Source organism: Paenibacillus sp. EZ-K15 (genome assembly GCF_002573715.1).
Taxonomy (GTDB): Bacteria; Bacillota; Bacilli; order Paenibacillales; family Paenibacillaceae; genus Paenibacillus_AQ.
Map to the genome: position 1 here is coordinate 207,440 of NZ_PDHM01000016.1, position 15,741 is coordinate 223,180.

16 protein-coding genes and 1 other annotated feature are annotated in these 15,741 nt (G+C 48.1%); of the genes, 15 read left to right on the forward strand and 1 reads right to left on the reverse strand.

All coding sequences use genetic code 11. From position 1 onward, the window contains the following. The first annotated feature begins 275 nt into the window (after positions 1–275). The 4 genes from CRG97_RS13615 to CRG97_RS13630 all read left to right on the forward strand — a co-directional run bounded on the left by CRG97_RS13615 (position 276) and on the right by CRG97_RS13630 (position 4,362). A complete protein-coding gene (locus tag CRG97_RS13615; RefSeq protein ID WP_098743632.1) occupies positions 276–719 on the forward strand; it encodes a GNAT family N-acetyltransferase in 444 nt (147 codons plus the stop codon). Between the two features lie 239 nt (positions 720–958). After that, positions 959–1,723 (forward strand): metallophosphoesterase, encoded by a 765-nt coding sequence (locus CRG97_RS13620; protein WP_098745074.1) that lies wholly within the window; start codon positions 959–961, stop codon positions 1,721–1,723. 38 nt (positions 1,724–1,761) lie between these two features. Next, positions 1,762–2,250 carry a translation initiation factor IF-3 gene (gene infC, locus CRG97_RS13625; RefSeq protein ID WP_098743635.1) on the forward strand — a complete coding sequence of 163 codons (489 nt, stop codon included), beginning with the start codon at positions 1,762–1,764 and terminating at the stop codon, positions 2,248–2,250. A gap of 87 nt (positions 2,251–2,337) precedes the next feature. After that, positions 2,338–2,596 (forward strand) — a binding site (T-box leader). Between the two features lie 77 nt (positions 2,597–2,673). Continuing rightward, entirely contained in the window at positions 2,674–4,362 is a 1,689-nt protein-coding gene (locus CRG97_RS13630; protein ID WP_098743637.1) for a glutamine--tRNA ligase/YqeY domain fusion protein, read from the forward strand. A gap of 143 nt (positions 4,363–4,505) precedes the next feature. Here the strand turns inward: CRG97_RS13630 and CRG97_RS13635 are convergent, their stop codons facing one another. After that, positions 4,506–5,339, reverse strand: coding sequence for a pentapeptide repeat-containing protein (locus CRG97_RS13635; RefSeq protein WP_098743640.1), 834 nt, complete (start codon positions 5,337–5,339; stop codon positions 4,506–4,508). A 355-nt stretch (positions 5,340–5,694) separates the two neighbouring features. Here CRG97_RS13635 and CRG97_RS13640 point away from each other — a divergent pair, with 355 nt between their 5' ends. The 11 genes from CRG97_RS13640 to CRG97_RS13690 all read left to right on the forward strand — a co-directional run bounded on the left by CRG97_RS13640 (position 5,695) and on the right by CRG97_RS13690 (position 15,609). Beyond that, on the forward strand, positions 5,695–6,120 hold the full coding sequence (locus tag CRG97_RS13640; protein WP_071224242.1) for a DMT family transporter: 426 nt from the start codon (positions 5,695–5,697) through the stop codon (positions 6,118–6,120). A 51-nt stretch (positions 6,121–6,171) separates the two neighbouring features. Continuing rightward, positions 6,172–6,873: a Crp/Fnr family transcriptional regulator gene (locus CRG97_RS13645; protein ID WP_098743642.1), complete on the forward strand. Its 702-nt coding sequence runs from the start codon at positions 6,172–6,174 to the stop codon at positions 6,871–6,873. A gap of 39 nt (positions 6,874–6,912) precedes the next feature. Beyond that, on the forward strand, positions 6,913–7,371 hold the full coding sequence (locus CRG97_RS13650) for a DMT family transporter (RefSeq protein WP_098743645.1): 459 nt from the start codon (positions 6,913–6,915) through the stop codon (positions 7,369–7,371). Between the two features lie 33 nt (positions 7,372–7,404). Then, positions 7,405–7,809: an NUDIX hydrolase gene (locus tag CRG97_RS13655; RefSeq protein ID WP_098743647.1), complete on the forward strand. Its 405-nt coding sequence runs from the start codon at positions 7,405–7,407 to the stop codon at positions 7,807–7,809. Positions 7,810–8,149: 340 nt separating this feature from the next. Beyond that, positions 8,150–9,397 (forward strand): MDR family MFS transporter, encoded by a 1,248-nt coding sequence (locus CRG97_RS13660; RefSeq protein ID WP_202618921.1) that lies wholly within the window; start codon positions 8,150–8,152, stop codon positions 9,395–9,397. 184 nt (positions 9,398–9,581) lie between these two features. After that, positions 9,582–10,034: a DoxX family protein gene (locus CRG97_RS13665; protein WP_098745080.1), complete on the forward strand. Its 453-nt coding sequence runs from the start codon at positions 9,582–9,584 to the stop codon at positions 10,032–10,034. 29 nt (positions 10,035–10,063) lie between these two features. After that, entirely contained in the window at positions 10,064–10,690 is a 627-nt protein-coding gene (locus CRG97_RS13670; protein WP_098743650.1) for a TetR/AcrR family transcriptional regulator, read from the forward strand. Next, complete coding sequence (locus tag CRG97_RS13675) at positions 10,687–11,148, forward strand: DUF2269 family protein (protein ID WP_098743653.1); 462 nt, start codon at positions 10,687–10,689, stop codon at positions 11,146–11,148. The genes CRG97_RS13670 and CRG97_RS13675 overlap by 4 nt, the downstream gene beginning before the upstream one ends. Before the next feature lie 182 nt (positions 11,149–11,330). Beyond that, the gene (locus CRG97_RS13680) at positions 11,331–13,838 is read left to right on the forward strand and encodes a WG repeat-containing protein (protein WP_098743656.1); all 2,508 of its coding nucleotides are present in this window, start codon (positions 11,331–11,333) and stop codon (positions 13,836–13,838) included. Between the two features lie 110 nt (positions 13,839–13,948). After that, positions 13,949–14,362 (forward strand): hypothetical protein, encoded by a 414-nt coding sequence (locus tag CRG97_RS13685; RefSeq protein ID WP_098743658.1) that lies wholly within the window; start codon positions 13,949–13,951, stop codon positions 14,360–14,362. Between the two features lie 26 nt (positions 14,363–14,388). Next, a complete protein-coding gene (locus tag CRG97_RS13690; RefSeq protein WP_098743660.1) occupies positions 14,389–15,609 on the forward strand; it encodes an MFS transporter in 1,221 nt (406 codons plus the stop codon). The last annotated feature ends 132 nt before the right edge of the window (positions 15,610–15,741 follow it).

A 15,741-nucleotide genomic window follows, 5' to 3' on the forward strand; every position in this document is an offset into this window, starting at 1 on the left:
AACCCTCATTCGTTTCATTGTTAGTTGTCCTTTCCGTTGGTTGTTATAGTTGAATTGCCGCATATAGAATCGCCTCCATGAAAAATAAAGTTACTTCTAGTTTATCCATTAAGAGATATTCGGAATATGTAATAAATGCTTATAATCATTCATTATCTTGTTCTCTATCTGGCAACGTGCAGCGTCATATTTGAATTTACATATTTAATACCGTGAAAAATGGTCGGCATTGGATTAGGATAAAGGCATACACCATATATGAAGGAGTCTTGCATTTGATAACACTTCATGCCATAGATAAGGACAATTGGGAGGATTGCATCCGTCTTAAACCGAGACCTGAACAGGAGAAGTGGATTGCCCCCAATCTATACTCAATAGCGGAAGCTCAATTCATGGAGGGCTTCGAAACGCGTGCGATCTACCATGATGAAGAGATGATCGGATTTGTAATGTATGGTCTGCACCCGCACGATGATAACTACTGGATATACCGGTTTATGATCGACGGTAAGTTTCAGGGACTGCATTATGCCAAACCCGCGATTCGTTTGGTTCTCGAGGAGATTCGGACCTCGCCGGATACAACGGACGATGTTATGCTATGTTACAAACCCGAGAATGAGCGTGCAAAAAGGCTATATTCCGAAATTGGATTTAAAGAAGCCGGGTATGCCCCCTGGGGAGACGTGATGGCTAAATATCGTTTTATAAAATAGGCTATAAATAGAAGAGCCGTGCATTCAGCCATTTCCTATGGCAGAACGCATGGCTTTTTAGCTCGATTCTTTGTGGGGGCGGATGAATTTGGACTGTACACGAGTGTTTTTTTCATCAAAAGCGGAGGTTTGCTAAGAGAAAGGAAGTTTGGTTCCTCACAAGACGTAGCTCCGAAGTCAATTGCATGTTGGTATGAAGGAGAATATGCTATTATACCTAAATAGCAAAGTTGCTCGGAATGGAGGGGACTACGATTCGAATATTAGCGATTAGCGACATTCATGGCTGCTACGATGAGTTTAATCAGTTATTGTCTGACGTGCAGTACAATCCCGTTAAGGACAAGCTGATCTTGCTCGGGGATTATGTGGATCGCGGATTAAGAAGCAGGGAAGTCATTGAGCAAGTGATGGAATTGCGGGATGATGGTGCCATCACTCTTCGGGGGAATCATGATCAGATGATGCTGGATGCCATTTTGCTTGATACGGATGAAGTGAACTCACGCTGGATTCGGAATGGAGCTCGACATACGATTGAAAGCTACTGCGGCGCCAATTTTTTTGAGGGTGAAATGGATCGTGCCAGATATAACGAAGGTAAAGCCTATATTAAAAAAAAGTTCGAGCATCATCTATCCTTTCTCGATACGCTGGCTCTCTATTATGAAACAGACACCCACATATTCGTACATGCAGGGATCAATCCGGGGGTTGATGACTGGAAGTTGCAGCTTCACCATGATTTCATCTGGATTCGCGATCCGTTCTTTAATTATCCAACAGGCCTTAACAAAACCGTGGTGTTCGGGCATACGCCAGTTATGAACTTGCATGATTCGGAAGGAATTTGGTTCTGTGAAGAAGGAGACAAAATCGGTATAGATGGAGCGTGTGTGTACGGTAAACAGCTTAACTGTCTGGAAATCACGGAAGAGCAGGAATACCGAACGCATTCTGTTCGGTTCATGCAAAGTGATGTGAACGTAGAGGAAGAGCAATGAAATGAACGAATACATACTCTCGATAGGAGGATCTGTCCATGTTAATTATGAATGAAAAGATAAAAGCTCGCGAAGTACAGCTGACCGGCCTAAACGGCGAAGATCTGGGAGTCGTCTCCAGGGAGGAGGCGCTTGCGCTGGCGAAAAATCACAAAGCCGATTTGGTGTGTACCTCGCTATTCAGCAGTCCCCCGCCCTGCAAGCTCGTAAGCCGAGGGCAGGCGAAGCAGGAGGCCGTGAAAGAGAAGAAAGGCCAGACAGCTTCATCCGGTCCGATGAAAGTAAAGGAATTCCGCTTGTCCGTACATATTGAAGAGCATGATTATGACACCAAGCTGTCGCAAATGCATAAGCTGCTGGAGGCGGGCAAAGCTGTCCAGCCCGTTATTCGCATTCAAGGCAAGGAGGGCGAAGCCGCTCGCAAGCTGCTTGAGCGACTCGTTCATGATCTGGCTGAGGTAGGCTTGAAGGAGACGGGCATTCAGGTCAGCGGCAAGCAGGCTACCGTGAAGCTGCTGCCGATCTAAGCTGACGGAACGCATTTTCAGGCGTTTCATTTTAGTGAAGTTCCATGGTTTACTTTTTTATATTTAGATGATACTATGGATCAAATTGTAAACGCCATGAAGAGAAGAGTAGATGAACAGGAATCCCCACAGAGAGCTCCGGTAAGCTGAAAAGGAGTTGGAAGCCATTCATTGAACCAAGTCTCTGAGCGGCGCATCGGAACTTATGGATAAGGGATGGTGCGACAGGAGCTCCTGTTACAGAGCTAGGGTATAAGCGATCGCGTGATGGCCGTACCTGATAAGGCTGGTATCGAGAGATATCGGCGAATAGGGGTGGCACCGCGAAACCAATCTCGTCCCCAAGACTTATGTCTTGGAGATGGGATTTTTTTGTTTTTAACGGAGTTACGGCAGAACAAACAACGTAAGGAGGAGTCAGGTATGAGCGAGGACAAAAACAGGACAGAAGAAGTGGTGGATTTTTTGACCAAGATGATCAAGGAGGATGTAGAGAATAGTGTGTACCACAGGCCGGTGGCTACGCGATTTCCGCCGGAGCCCAACGGTTATCTCCATATCGGCAGCGCCTATGCGATTTACATCAATCATTCCATCGCCAGCCGGTTTCATGGTAATTTCAATCTTCGGTTCGACGATACGAATCCACTGAAGGAAGATATCAAATACGTGCATGCGATTCAGGAGGATATCGAGTGGCTTGGACTTAAGCCGGACGCTTATTTCGGGTCGGATTATGCGAATCAAATCGCTGAAGCGGCCAAGAAACTCATAGCTAAAGGGAAGGCTTACGTCTGTGATCTCACGCCTGAACAAATGACGGAATACCGGGGGGCGCTAACCGAAGCTGGCATCAATAGCCCTTTTCGGGAGCGCAGCATTGAGGAGAATTTGGCGTTATTTGAGCAAATGATCGCAGGGGCATTTCAACCGTCGGAAAAAGTACTCCGAGCCAAAATCGATATGTCTTCCCCTAACATGAACCTGAGAGATCCAGTCCTGTATCGAATCATTCATGCGGAGCATTACCGTACGGGAACAACGTGGTGTGTATATCCGATGTACGATTTTGCCCATCCGATCCAGGACTGGATCGAAGGAATTACCCATTCGCTATGCTCAGCCGAGTTTAAAGATCATCGACCGTTATACGAGTGGGTGCTTACGGAGCTTGAAGTGACGGAGCCTCCGAAGCAGCGGGAATTCGGAAGATTGAATATCTCGGGATACGTTACGAGCAAGCGATATCTGAGGGAGTTGGTGGATGGAGGCTTTGTCGACGGATGGGATGACCCCAGACTACCTACGTTAAAAGGATTACGGCGGCGAGGTGTGACACCTGAGGGTATCCGTCGTTTCCTGGGAGAAATCGGGGTGTTTCGCGGCAACAGCCTGGTGGACTCGGGCATGCTTGATCATTATATCCGTCAAGACTTGAAGGAACGGTGTTATAACGCGATGGCCGTCATGAGGCCGCTGAAGGTGATCATCACGAATCTTTCAGAAGATTGCACCGAGATGTTTGCCATACCGAATCATGAAAGTGACGAAACATTGGGTGAGCGGGAGGTTCCTTTTTCACGAGAGCTGTACATCGAGCGAGAGGATTTTATGGAGGAGCCCGTTCCCGGATTTCACCGGTTATCCCCTGGCAAGGAAGTGCGTTTGAAAGGAGCCTATTTCATCAAATGCGAACATGTCGTGAAAGATCCAGCAACGGGGGAAATCATGGAGATCCACTGCACGTATGATCCATTAACGAAGAGCGGGAGCGGATTTAATGACAGGAAGGTGAAAGCAACACTGCATTGGGTGTCTGCGAAGCACGGGATCCCGGCGGAACTTCACTTGTATGATAAGCTGCTGAAGGAATCAGCCGAGTTATCAGAATCGGATAACGTTTGGGAGGATCTGATGAATCCCGAATCATTGATTCGAATCGAAAACGCCATACTGGAGCCTTCCATGCTGAAAGCGACGATGAACCGTACGTACCAATTCATCAGACACGGATATTTCTGCGTGGATTCCAAATATACGACAGAACGCAGACTGGTGTTTAATCGTATTGTTCCTTTGAAGGATTCATGGAAGAAGCCGATCCGAAAATAAAATACAGTTGCTATAACCCCAAAGTGCTTAAAGTCGTTGAGTATGAAGCGTTTGGCTAATACCAAAAAGCCGGGAGCAAGTTAGCTGCCGGCTTTTTGGTGTTATTAGTAAATTATTATCTGTTCTACCCTATATATTGAGCGTTAACGCGTCCAATGTCCCGGTCGAGATAAGAATGGAGGCAGTTTGGTGCTGGTGTCTCCTTTTGCTGCGTTAACCTGGAATTGAGTAAGGAAGAGGCTGGTTGCTAGATTGGCACCGCTAAGGTCTGCGTCCCTGAAATCGGCACCGATCAGATCAGCAGCACGCAGATCGGCCCCTCTGAGGTCTGCGGCAATGAGATAAGCTCCTCTCAGATTGGCGTATCTTAGGTCTGCTCCTTTAAGCTTAGCTCCCATTAAGTCAGCACCGCGCCCCCCGATCTTTTGACGCACGGGTGGCCCTTTATGCTTCTTGCGCGCATCATCCCGCACAAGTTCACTGGTTCGGAGAAGCAGCTGATTCACTTCTGCCCGATGAGCTGCCACATCCAGCTGTAACAGGGATTCGGGAGAAAGCTGAGTCAATCGACTCGTCTCTTGCAGCGACAATCTCAGATCGGTATGAATGTCTTGAGCCGGTTGCAAAGTCAGGGCTTCGTTCAGATACCATAACAGCTCGTGAAGCTGTCGCATGATCGGGAATACGTCGAACATTTCTTTTGCCGTCCCAGGAGCCTGCCGCCAGTCGCGTCCGTTATAGGTAATCTGTGAAACCATTTGACCTGCTCCGAAGCAGTCGTAAACGGTGCAGCCTCTCATACCTCGCTGCCTCAAGCTGCTGTGCACACCGCAGCGGAAGTCGGATTGCAGATGGTGGCAAGGGGTTCCGCCGTCTTTGTCCATGGCAAAATCCGTTGAGGCGGCGAAGGGTAAAGCGACACAGCATAATCCAAAGCAGCGTTCGCAATCTGCTTGTAATTCTTGTTTGTCTAGCATAATGTTAGAGGAGCTCCTTCCAGTCGGTGTTACGTCAATAAAGTGACATCTAGTTATATTTTAAAACAAAATGATCATAGAGTCATAGATGCAATCTTGGTTTAAATGGTTTTATACCTTGTGAAGGGATAACATCAGAAACCCCAGATGCTATAATGCACCTTAAGCTGCCAAGGAAATTCCGGCAGCTTTTTGTATGTTACATGCCAAGCCAACCGATAGTATATAATGATATTCGTGTCTTTGGTCATCGCTTGATTTGGAATTCTCTTCATTTCAGGACATATGTCCTTTCCTGAGCTTGGGGAATTCACTTTTAATAGTATACAGACCTATAGAAGAAGGAGTATGTATCGTGAGAGGAATCTTATTTGCATTCATTGGCGGTGCCTGTATTACGCTGCAAGGAGTGGCCAATGCCCGAATTAGTCAGGATATGGGCACCTGGCAAGCTGCTACGGTTACGCAGTTGACCGGATTTATTATGGCACTCATTATTCTTCTGTTCGTCCGCGACGGAAGCAGGCAAGGATTCGGACAAGTAAAGCCGCTCTATCTAATCGGGGGAGCCTTGGGGGCACCCATTATATTCAGTGAGGTGACCGCGATTCAGAACATCGGTGTCACATTAACGATATCCGCGTTATTGATCGCCCAGTTATTCTTAACGTTTCTGATTGATAGCAACGGATGGTTCGGCGTGGTGAAAAAGAGAATGAGCTTGCCTCAATTCATCGGGATCGGGATGATGATCGCCGGTGTTGTTATTATCAAATTATGATTGGAACCAAGCGGTTCTTGAGATGGAGTGTTCGGGAAAGGAGAGAGGGACGTGAAGGAAATTCATAATGCGGAGCTCATGCAGCATTTTCTGCTGAGCAACCAGATCCAGTCCGTATTTCACGATGATTTAATGCCTTATCTGGTGTTATATCACTATGATCAGGGCGACATCGTCTGCACGCAAGGCGAGCCGGCCGAGATGCTGTACATCCTGGTTCAAGGGAAGATTAAAATCTTCACGACCTCTGCGGAAGGTAAAGCGCTTGTGCTATCTTTCAAAACACCGCTTGAGGTGATCGGAGATATTGAATACATTCAAGGCAATCCGTTGATCAATACGGTACAGGCCGTATCGCCTGTCTATATGATCGGCGTGCATTATCGCTGGCTTCGCAAATATGGACAGGAGCATCCGCCGCTGCTTCAATTTTTGCTGCGGATCATTACGCGGAAATTTTATATTAAATCCAATTTCTTGAGTTTCAATTTGCTGCATCCGGTGGAGGTACGACTGGCGAGCTATTTATTGTCCGTTTCGGAGGGGGAGTCGGATACGTTCGCTACCAATAACCCGGCCGCGTTCAACCTGACCGATATCGCGAATTTACTTGGAACCAGCTATCGGCATTTAAACCGGGTGATTCTGAAATTCAGTCAGGAAGGACTGATCGAGCGTCACAAAGGGTACATTCTGATTAAAGATCGGGATGCGTTAACGCGTGTAGCCGGAGGTAATATTTACGAAGAATAACACACGGTGATGATGAAACATGAAGGAAGGAGATGGAGCATGTTAGCAGGATTGGTATTGGCACTAATCGCAGGTTCATTGGTTAGTTTGCAGAACATTTTCAATAATAGAGTTAATGAGAAAACAGGCTCCTGGTCTACAACGACGTTGGTGCTAGGCATGGGCTTCGTGGCTTCGTTCGGCATGAGTCTTGCTGTAGAAGGCAAGGGGACGTTCACCCTTCAAAACATGCAGCCTTGGTACTGGATTAGCGGGTTGATTGGGGTCGGCGTGGTGATTTGCCTGGTTCAGGCGACAAGGCTTCTGGGTGCCACATTCGCCATTTCGGTTGTCATGACCTCGCAGCTCGGCTTCGCGCTGTTGTGGGACTCCTTGGGATGGTTGGGGCTCGAGAAGGTTCCGTTTACCATGAATCAGCTGATCGGTGTTCTTGTCATTGTCGGGGGGATCCTGGTATTTAAATTAGGCGGAAAACGGGAACAACAAGAGACGGCGTAGCATGAAGTTTATAACATGAGGGGAGGAATCCATATGATAACGGAGATTGACAAAATCGCCTGGATCCACATCGCGGATGGGCGCATATTGGGCGCTCGTTCCAAAGGAAAGGATACGTACTATCTGCCGGGAGGAAAACGGGAACCGGGAGAATCCGATATCGACACGCTGGTGCGGGAAATCAAGGAGGAGCTGTCCGTTCGGATCAAACCGGAGACCGCGGCGAATGCAGGCAGCTTCCGGGCTGGCGCTCACGGCAAATCGGAGGGTGTTCGAGTAACGATGTCCTGTTACACAGCGGAGTTTGAAGGAGAGCTAAGCCCGGCTTCGGAGATCGAAGAATTGGCTTGGTTAACGTATAAGGATCGGGAGCGGGTCTCTGAGGTTTGCCAGATGATCTTCGATCATTTGCATGAATTGAAGAAGCTGGCTGACTAAGCCCCGCAAGGGGAAAGCAGCCTGTATCCAGGGTGCCAACCTGCTGAGCACTATATCATGCATGCTGATCCAACGGAAGGATAAATCAATACATCCAAACACCGAAAAAAAGACGCTCCTGCGGGAGCGTCTTTTATATTTTAGAACAAATGTTCGTTTTGTGGAGCATCTAAATTAAATCGGACAATATTCGGCTTTCATATTATTAGTATAACTTAGCGCTCATTATAAGTCTATATTTTTCCAGGGGAATGTTTTATAGTTTGTAATACCCGGCCGGGGAACTTGCTATATCGTAAGCTTTATAACTTGTGCTGTTCGGATAGAGAGAGGGAGTCTTGTGCAAATACGATTATGGGATAACAATTTAAAGGTTCGATTATTGGGTGAAGCGTTGTTCAATATGCTGTTTTGGATGTACTTTCCCTTTATAACGGTTTATTTCGGAGCGGCTTTAGGCAATCATATCGCCGGAATCCTCATGACGGTTCCTCCGATATTCAGCATCATCGGCAGCTTGCTCGGCGGTGCTTTAGCTGATCGGCTGGGACGTCGCCCCATCATGCTGCTTGGCGCGTCGCTGCAGACGGCCATGTTTGCGCTGTTCGCGTTATCGCCTTCGCACTGGATCGATTATGCCGCTTTTATCGGCATCGGATTCGGGGGAGCCATCTATAGACCTGCCAGCTCCGCGATGGTTGCCGATCTGGTTCCGGTTCAAGAACGCCGGCAGGTATTTGCAACGTTTACGACTGCGAACAACTTGGGTGCCGTGCTTGGTCCGGCACTTGGAGCCATTTTCTTTTTTCAGTATCGGCAAGAGCTTCTGTGGTCTTGTTCTTTCGTATTGCTGATCTATTTTATCGCGATTTACTTCATCGTTCATGAAACCCTACCGGGGCCTGCCAAAAGTGTAAAGGCAACGGGGTCGATTCTTCAGGTATTCAAGGAACAGTGGAGTGGATATGGCATCATTTTTCGAGATAAAGTGTTTCTGGTGTACATACTGGCGGGGGTTTTTGCCCTTGTGGCCATCATGCAGCTGGATCTGTATTTGGCGGTATATGTGATCGATTATGTACCAACCCAGGCGCTGTTCTCCTGGAACGGACATTCGCTTATGCTATCGAGCACGGAGATATTAGGGTGGGTGCTGGGGCTCAATGGTCTCTTGTTTGTTCTCTTTATTCTCCCGGTCACCAAGTGGTTTCGGAATTGGAAGGAGCGTGATGTATTCGTACTATCTTCCTTGTTATCCGGAGTAGGTACTTTTGCACTCGGACTGAATACGAACATCTGGTTCTTATTCTTTGTAACCATTATTTTCACTTTCGGCGAAATGGCTCGTTCTCCGGTGACGCAAAGCTTTATTAGCCGTTATGCTCCAGAGCATGCAAGAGGACAGTATATGGGAGCTGACAGCTTACAGTTTACGATCGGAAGATTTCTGGCTCCGATGACGGTATTTCTGTCCACTTGGCTGCCGCCTATGGGTATATTCAGCATCATCTTGCTATCGGCATTAATCAGTGTGGCGCTGTATATCCTGCTATTTCGAATGTATGTAGAAGAAAAAAGCGCAGCATAGCTGGCCTATATTATGAGAGTAGAGGGCAAACTCGGTTGTAATGCAGCCGCACGCTTGCTCTCTTTTTTATTAAGATACTGAACGTGCCTGAAGTCTTTAAAGGAAAAAATTTGAAATCTCCATTTACAAACCGATGGTCGGTATATATAATGAAGTTACGAATTTCGGAAGGTTGGTGAAGTTGATGATACCCTTTGTCGCGATGTTGGTTTCGCTTCTTTTGTTTCGGACGCTGGGCTTCGCAGGTTGGGAGTATGTAAATGACTGGGTCATTTCGCTCAGGTTTGCGGTTGCGGTCATGTTCCTGGTAACAGCTTCTGCCCACTGGGGAAAACGACGACCTGATCTGATCGCCATGATCCCGCCGGGAATACCGAGAGCTGCTTTCTTGGTTACCATCACCGGGGTGCTGGAGATTGCGGGCGCTATTCTAATCCTTATTCCGGCTACCACAGCCTTGGCATCTACAGGTCTGGCACTCATGCTGGTAGCCATGTTTCCAGCCAATGTATACGCAGCGAATCGCCATTTGTCACTCGGCGGAAAGCCGGTCACTCCAATCGGGCTGAGAACGGTTCTGCAAATCGTGTTCCTGGCCGCCGTTCTCATGGCGGGCTGGCTTCCGCCTCAGGGGTAACCAACTTATCATCAAGGAGGAGTTATTAGATGAAGCAGGAAGAAAGGCGAGAGCAAACCAAGCGAATACTGCTTGAAGCCACAGAAGAATTGATAAGGGAGAAAGGCTGCAGCCAAACCACCCTTAATGACATCATGAAGCGTTCCGGCTTGTCCAAAGGGGCCATATTTCATTATGTTTCAAGTAAGGATGAGCTGTTTGTCCACGTATTACGAGCTAAGCTTGCCGAGCAGAACGAGCAGTTCATGAGCGAAGTGAACAAGCAAGGGGACATCAAACAGTTTGACGGACCGATGAATACCATTACCAACAGCATGTCGAGACTGGAAAGCCGTGACGATGTGAGCAACCTGATCTTAATGTACCTTATTGGCAAAAGCGATCAGCCCGAAATCGCCGACATTGTGGCTGGTTTCTATAGGGAAGCGACAGCAACTTCGAAGAAATGGATTGTTACAGGCCAGGAGGCAGGGGTCATACCGGAATCCATCGATGCGGAACGGACGGCTGAGCTGTTCGAGCTATTGTCGTTCGGACTGCGGATGCGGGGACTTATCGGCGTAAATAGTCATGTATTCGGCACGAAGGAATATGCGGATTTCATCATCGACATTCTCCGGCCCGGGCACAGGGAAGAGAGGAAGGATGGCTTATGACATTGTGGTTATTTCTGCACATCGCCGGATGTGTGTTATTCCTCGGCAATATCATTACGGCGGCATTCTGGAAAGTAAGAGCTGATCTGAAAGGGGATCCGGCAGAAATCCATAACACGGTTAAGAATGTCATGTTAGCCGATATGGTATTTACCCTGCCAGGTTTGCTGCTGATCATCATATCAGGCGTTGTGATGGCTGTTCAAGCCGGATATGGAATGGATGGAATGAGCTGGCTGATGGCTTCATTGATTCTGTTTGGTATGACGGGGATCCTGTGGGCTGGTTTATTGATTCCGCTGCAAAAAGGGATGATTCGGCATAGTAAACAATCCATAAGGGAGGGGGTCATTTCGGGGGGTTATAAAAGAGCATCGGCGTATTGGGCGGTAGGCGGGACGATAGCCACGCTGCTGCCGGTCGTTATTTTATATCTCATGGTCAGTAAACCATTTTGAAGCGAAGAGAACGATCGATCTGATTGCCTAACGTGGTCAGGTCGTTTTTTTGATTTGCGATTCATCCGACAATGGAAACATAGGGCTTAAGAAGTGCCACCTCTTCCCACCTGCAGGTGCATATTTGACCATCGTCTGCATACGATTAGCCGAGAAAGCTCTGAATAAGGGAGGGTGCTCAAATGTCCGTTAATGATCAGCAGCTGGCACAAATCGCTATGGCCTATCTGCCGCACGGTGCTGAACTTGTACGAATCGATAGGCCTGCAGAACATCCTGCAGTTGTCGCAGTCGACATCACGGGAGATCACATCCCAGAGATTGTCGGTGTGTCCCGATTGAATCATGAGCTTTATTTATTTGTGCTGCTTTACCGCAATGGCGGATATGAGGTCGTTGCCAACGTCTTGGGGCAGGGATATGGGGTTACTTCATTGACGGCGGCCCCTGTGTTGAACCCAAGTATGAATCAATTAATCGTAGGTTGGCAGCTCGGTTCCATCTGGTCAAAATTGTCGATCTACGCTTGGACGCCAGAGGGCCTTCAAGATATCGCACCTGCTGATATATATTACAGTTATATCGATATTGCGGATATGCCGGGTGCTTCGGGTCCGGATGGTCAGGCTGAAATCGCGCTTTGGATTCACGATACAGGCGAAGCTTATCGAGTCGAGGTCGTCAGATGGGGCCAAGGGGCGTTAGTGACTGCACCGGATGTATACCCCTATTATTTCCCTGTCGTTGTAAGGTACTACGAGAGATTGACGCAAGAACATCCGGATTATTCTTATTACTGGTATTACATGGCGGATGCACAATATCGGGCCGGGATGCCGGAGGCTGCCCTTGTGTCAGTCCGCAAAGCACTCACGTTCGCCGAACCTTACCCGGCGCGTGACACGCTGCTTGAACTTGAGAGGCGGATAAAGGAGATGCTGGCAAGCAGAGGGCAGCCACAACAGCATGTCGGGTTATTTCCGGCATCCGTGAAGACGACGGACGGAACGAAGTGGGGATACATTGATCGCAGCGGAAGGATGGTCATTCAACCGAAGTATGATGATGCACAGGATTTTCAGGACAATGGTCTTGCCATCGTAGGTATGAAAGGTAAGTATGGCCTCATTGACAGGTCTGACCGTTTCGTAGTGAAGCCTATATATCAGTCCATCAGCCCGTTCTCGGAGCATCGAGCGACCGTGATCGATGATCAAGGTTTTAAGATGATTAACGAACAAGGGGAAGTGCTGACACCACGAGGATATCCGTATATAGCAGGGCTTAGAGAAGGAAGGGCGGTTTATTATGTAACCGATAATGGCAGTGGAGATGGCGCGAACAGCCGATACGGCTACCTCGATTCAGCGGGCCAAGAGGTGATCTCAGCCCAATATGAGGAAGCGAATGATTTTGTCGATGGCAAAGCAGTTGTGAAAATAAAAGACCATCATTACGCGCTCATTGATCTCCATGGACGCCGATTGGCCAATTATCCATTCGCCTACGTCGGACCGCCTGGTGAGGGCTTGCTGGCCTTTCAGAAGGATAGCACTGGCAAATACGGTTATATCGATGAACAGGGAAACATCGTCATTCCGCCGACCTATACTTCGGCTTTTCCTTTTCATCATGACAGAGCGATTGTTAACACGGCAGAAGATTACAAGTCGAAGTATGGCGTCATTAATAATCAGGGTGAGTGGGTAATCCAGCCGGGATATAACGATATCCGGGACTTGAATGAAGACCGGTTTGCGCTTGGGCGTGCGATTGATCCTGAACAGCCGTATATTGGTTCGATGTATGCCATTGCAGATTGGGCTGGGAAGAGGTTATCTGATTTTGTATATCGGGAAGTATCTGATTACAAACACGGCTTGGCCTCGGTTTATGATGCGAAACAGACGTATTTCATTGATCGAACCGGCAGAGCGGCCCCGGGGTATCCTCGAGTGAACGGCAGCGGTTCGCTTACGCTGGAACCAGGGGGGCTAATTAAGGCCCTGGTCGATCAGCGTCTGTCTTACCTGGACCGGTCGGGTCACGTCATATGGAAGCAGAATGCGGTGATTCCGCTGCAACCACCTTATAAGGTAATGGAAGAAAAGTATAAACCTAATCCGGATTACTTAGTCTACTATCCACAGATCGACGGAATGAGGGATCAAGCAGCTCAGCACACGCTGAATACGAAACTTAAAGAAATGTCACAGGTGAAATTCATTCCTCCGAATCAACAGCTTGATTATACGTATACAGGCGATTTTGACGTCATTTTCTACAAGCAGAAACTGCTTGAACTGGAGTTGAACGGTTATAACTATCCCTCTGGTGCCGCACACGGCATGCCAACGGAGGTATATGCCATTATCAATCTGGAGAACGGCAGGATGTATGAATTGAAGGACTTGTTTAAGCCGGGCAGCGATTATGTGAAGGAGCTCAGCCGCATCGTTGGCGAGCAGATTCAAGAGGATCCGCATTATTCGTACGTATTTCCGGATAGCTATAAGGGAATTGCAGCAAACCAACCCTTCTATGTAACCGAAGACGCGTTACATCTGGTGTTTGCACCGTATGAGATCGCCCCTTATGCAGCGGGTTTTCCGACGTTCACGATTCCTTTTTCACAGATCAAGGACATAATCGATACCGAGGGTGAGTTCTGGAGGGCGTTTCATTCCTAACCTTCCTTCTTCTAGAATTGAAGCCGTGACGAATCTTTCCATATGACCGAACAAGGTTTAGAATAGATGAAAACTCCCCTTACATACGGCAACTGGAAGGAGGTTTGGTTATGGCAGATGGTGTTGCAGGCAAAAAAGATTTTCTTATCACATGCGAGGAGGATTGCGGGAACGCACCGAAGAAGGAGTTGCTGAAGAAACTCCACATCGCATTGGCTGGCATGGATGCACAATTTATGAATGAGAATTTCACGGATGGGATTCAGATGAATTACGTTGGGGAACGAATCCTTCAAGGGAAGGATCAAGTGAGTGAATCGTTATGTCAGGTGAAGTGTGGCAAGACAGCCGAACTGCATATTCATCATCTGATAACGCATGGCAGCACCGGTGCAGCGGAGGGAATCCTTGTATTCGATGACCGGAAGCGCCTGGCATTTTGTAACGTATACCGGTTCAGCAGCAGCGCCAAAATCGCCAAAATTAAGGAGATCACTTCTTATATAATTCCATTGTCTGAATGATCACGGCGTAGAAAGGACTCTTATTTGTGGTAACATTTTTTCTTCTTATTATTTATTTGGCCTTTATCAGTTTAGGGCTTCCGGATTCCTTGCTCGGGGTCGCTTGGCCGGCCATGCAGCCGGATATCGGTGCTGCCTTCGAATCCGCAGGATTGCTATCCATGGTCGTAACCGGAGGTACGATCGTATCCAGCTTGATTAGCGGGAGCGTGATCGAACGCTTCGGGACGGGTATGGTTACGCTTGTCAGCTGTTTGTTGACAGCGAGTGCGCTGTTCGGTTTTGCGTATGCGCCATCGCTGTTCTGGCTCATTCTGTTGGCGATTCCGCTTGGTTTAGGCGCAGGGGCCGTCGATACGGGACTGAACCATTATGTGGCAAACCATTATAAGGCCCACCATATGAGCTGGCTGCACTGCTTCTGGGGTGTGGGCGCAACGTTAGGGCCGATTATCATGTCCTATTCCATGGGGGCTAACAATGCATGGAGATACGGATATTATACCGTATCCATGCTGCAGTTCGCTCTGGTCTTCATCCTGCTGATCACACTCCCGCTTTGGAGGATCGTGGCAAGTCAGCATCGGCAGCCCGAAGGCATGCTTGAAGAACAAACGGGAAATGAATCAACGAACAGCGATGAAGCTATTGTCCAGAAGCACGGAAAGCCACTCCAAATCAGAGGGGTAAAGATAACCCTGTTGGCGTTTTTGTTCTATTGCGGAGTGGAAGCGACCGTCGGTTTATGGGGAGCGAGCTTTCTCGTAGGAACCCGAGATCTGCCTCCGGAAACAGCAGCAGTATGGGTGTCCATGTATTATGGAGGCATCACATTCGGCCGATTCATTACAGGATTCGTAACGCTGAGGTTGAACAATCGGACGCTCATCCGTGCAGGGCAAGTGACGGCCATTGCCGGTGCAGTCCTGTTGTTGCTGCCGCTGCATTCCTATCTTTCTCTCATCGGACTCATTGTTATCGGACTCGGGCTTGCACCCATATTCCCTTGTTTGCTGCATGAAACACCGGCCCGCTTCGGCAAAGCTCAATCGTCCAGAATCATGGGCTATCAGATGGCTGTTGCCTATACCGGCACCACGATTTTACCCCCACTGTTTGGTATCGTTGCAGCTCAAATATCGATAGGTTTATTACCCGTCGTCATTCTGTTGTTTGCCCTGATCATGCTGCTCAGCTCCGAGAAGGTGAACCGAATCCTTTATCAAAGCAGGAAAAGCGAGGCTTGATTAGAACCGGCGAACATCATATTTGAACATTAATGGATCATCGTAATATGCAAAATATCCCTTGAATGACATTTCCACTTTAGTGACAAAATGTACTAAGGTGGTGAATGTGAAAATGCGGATAAACAGGAT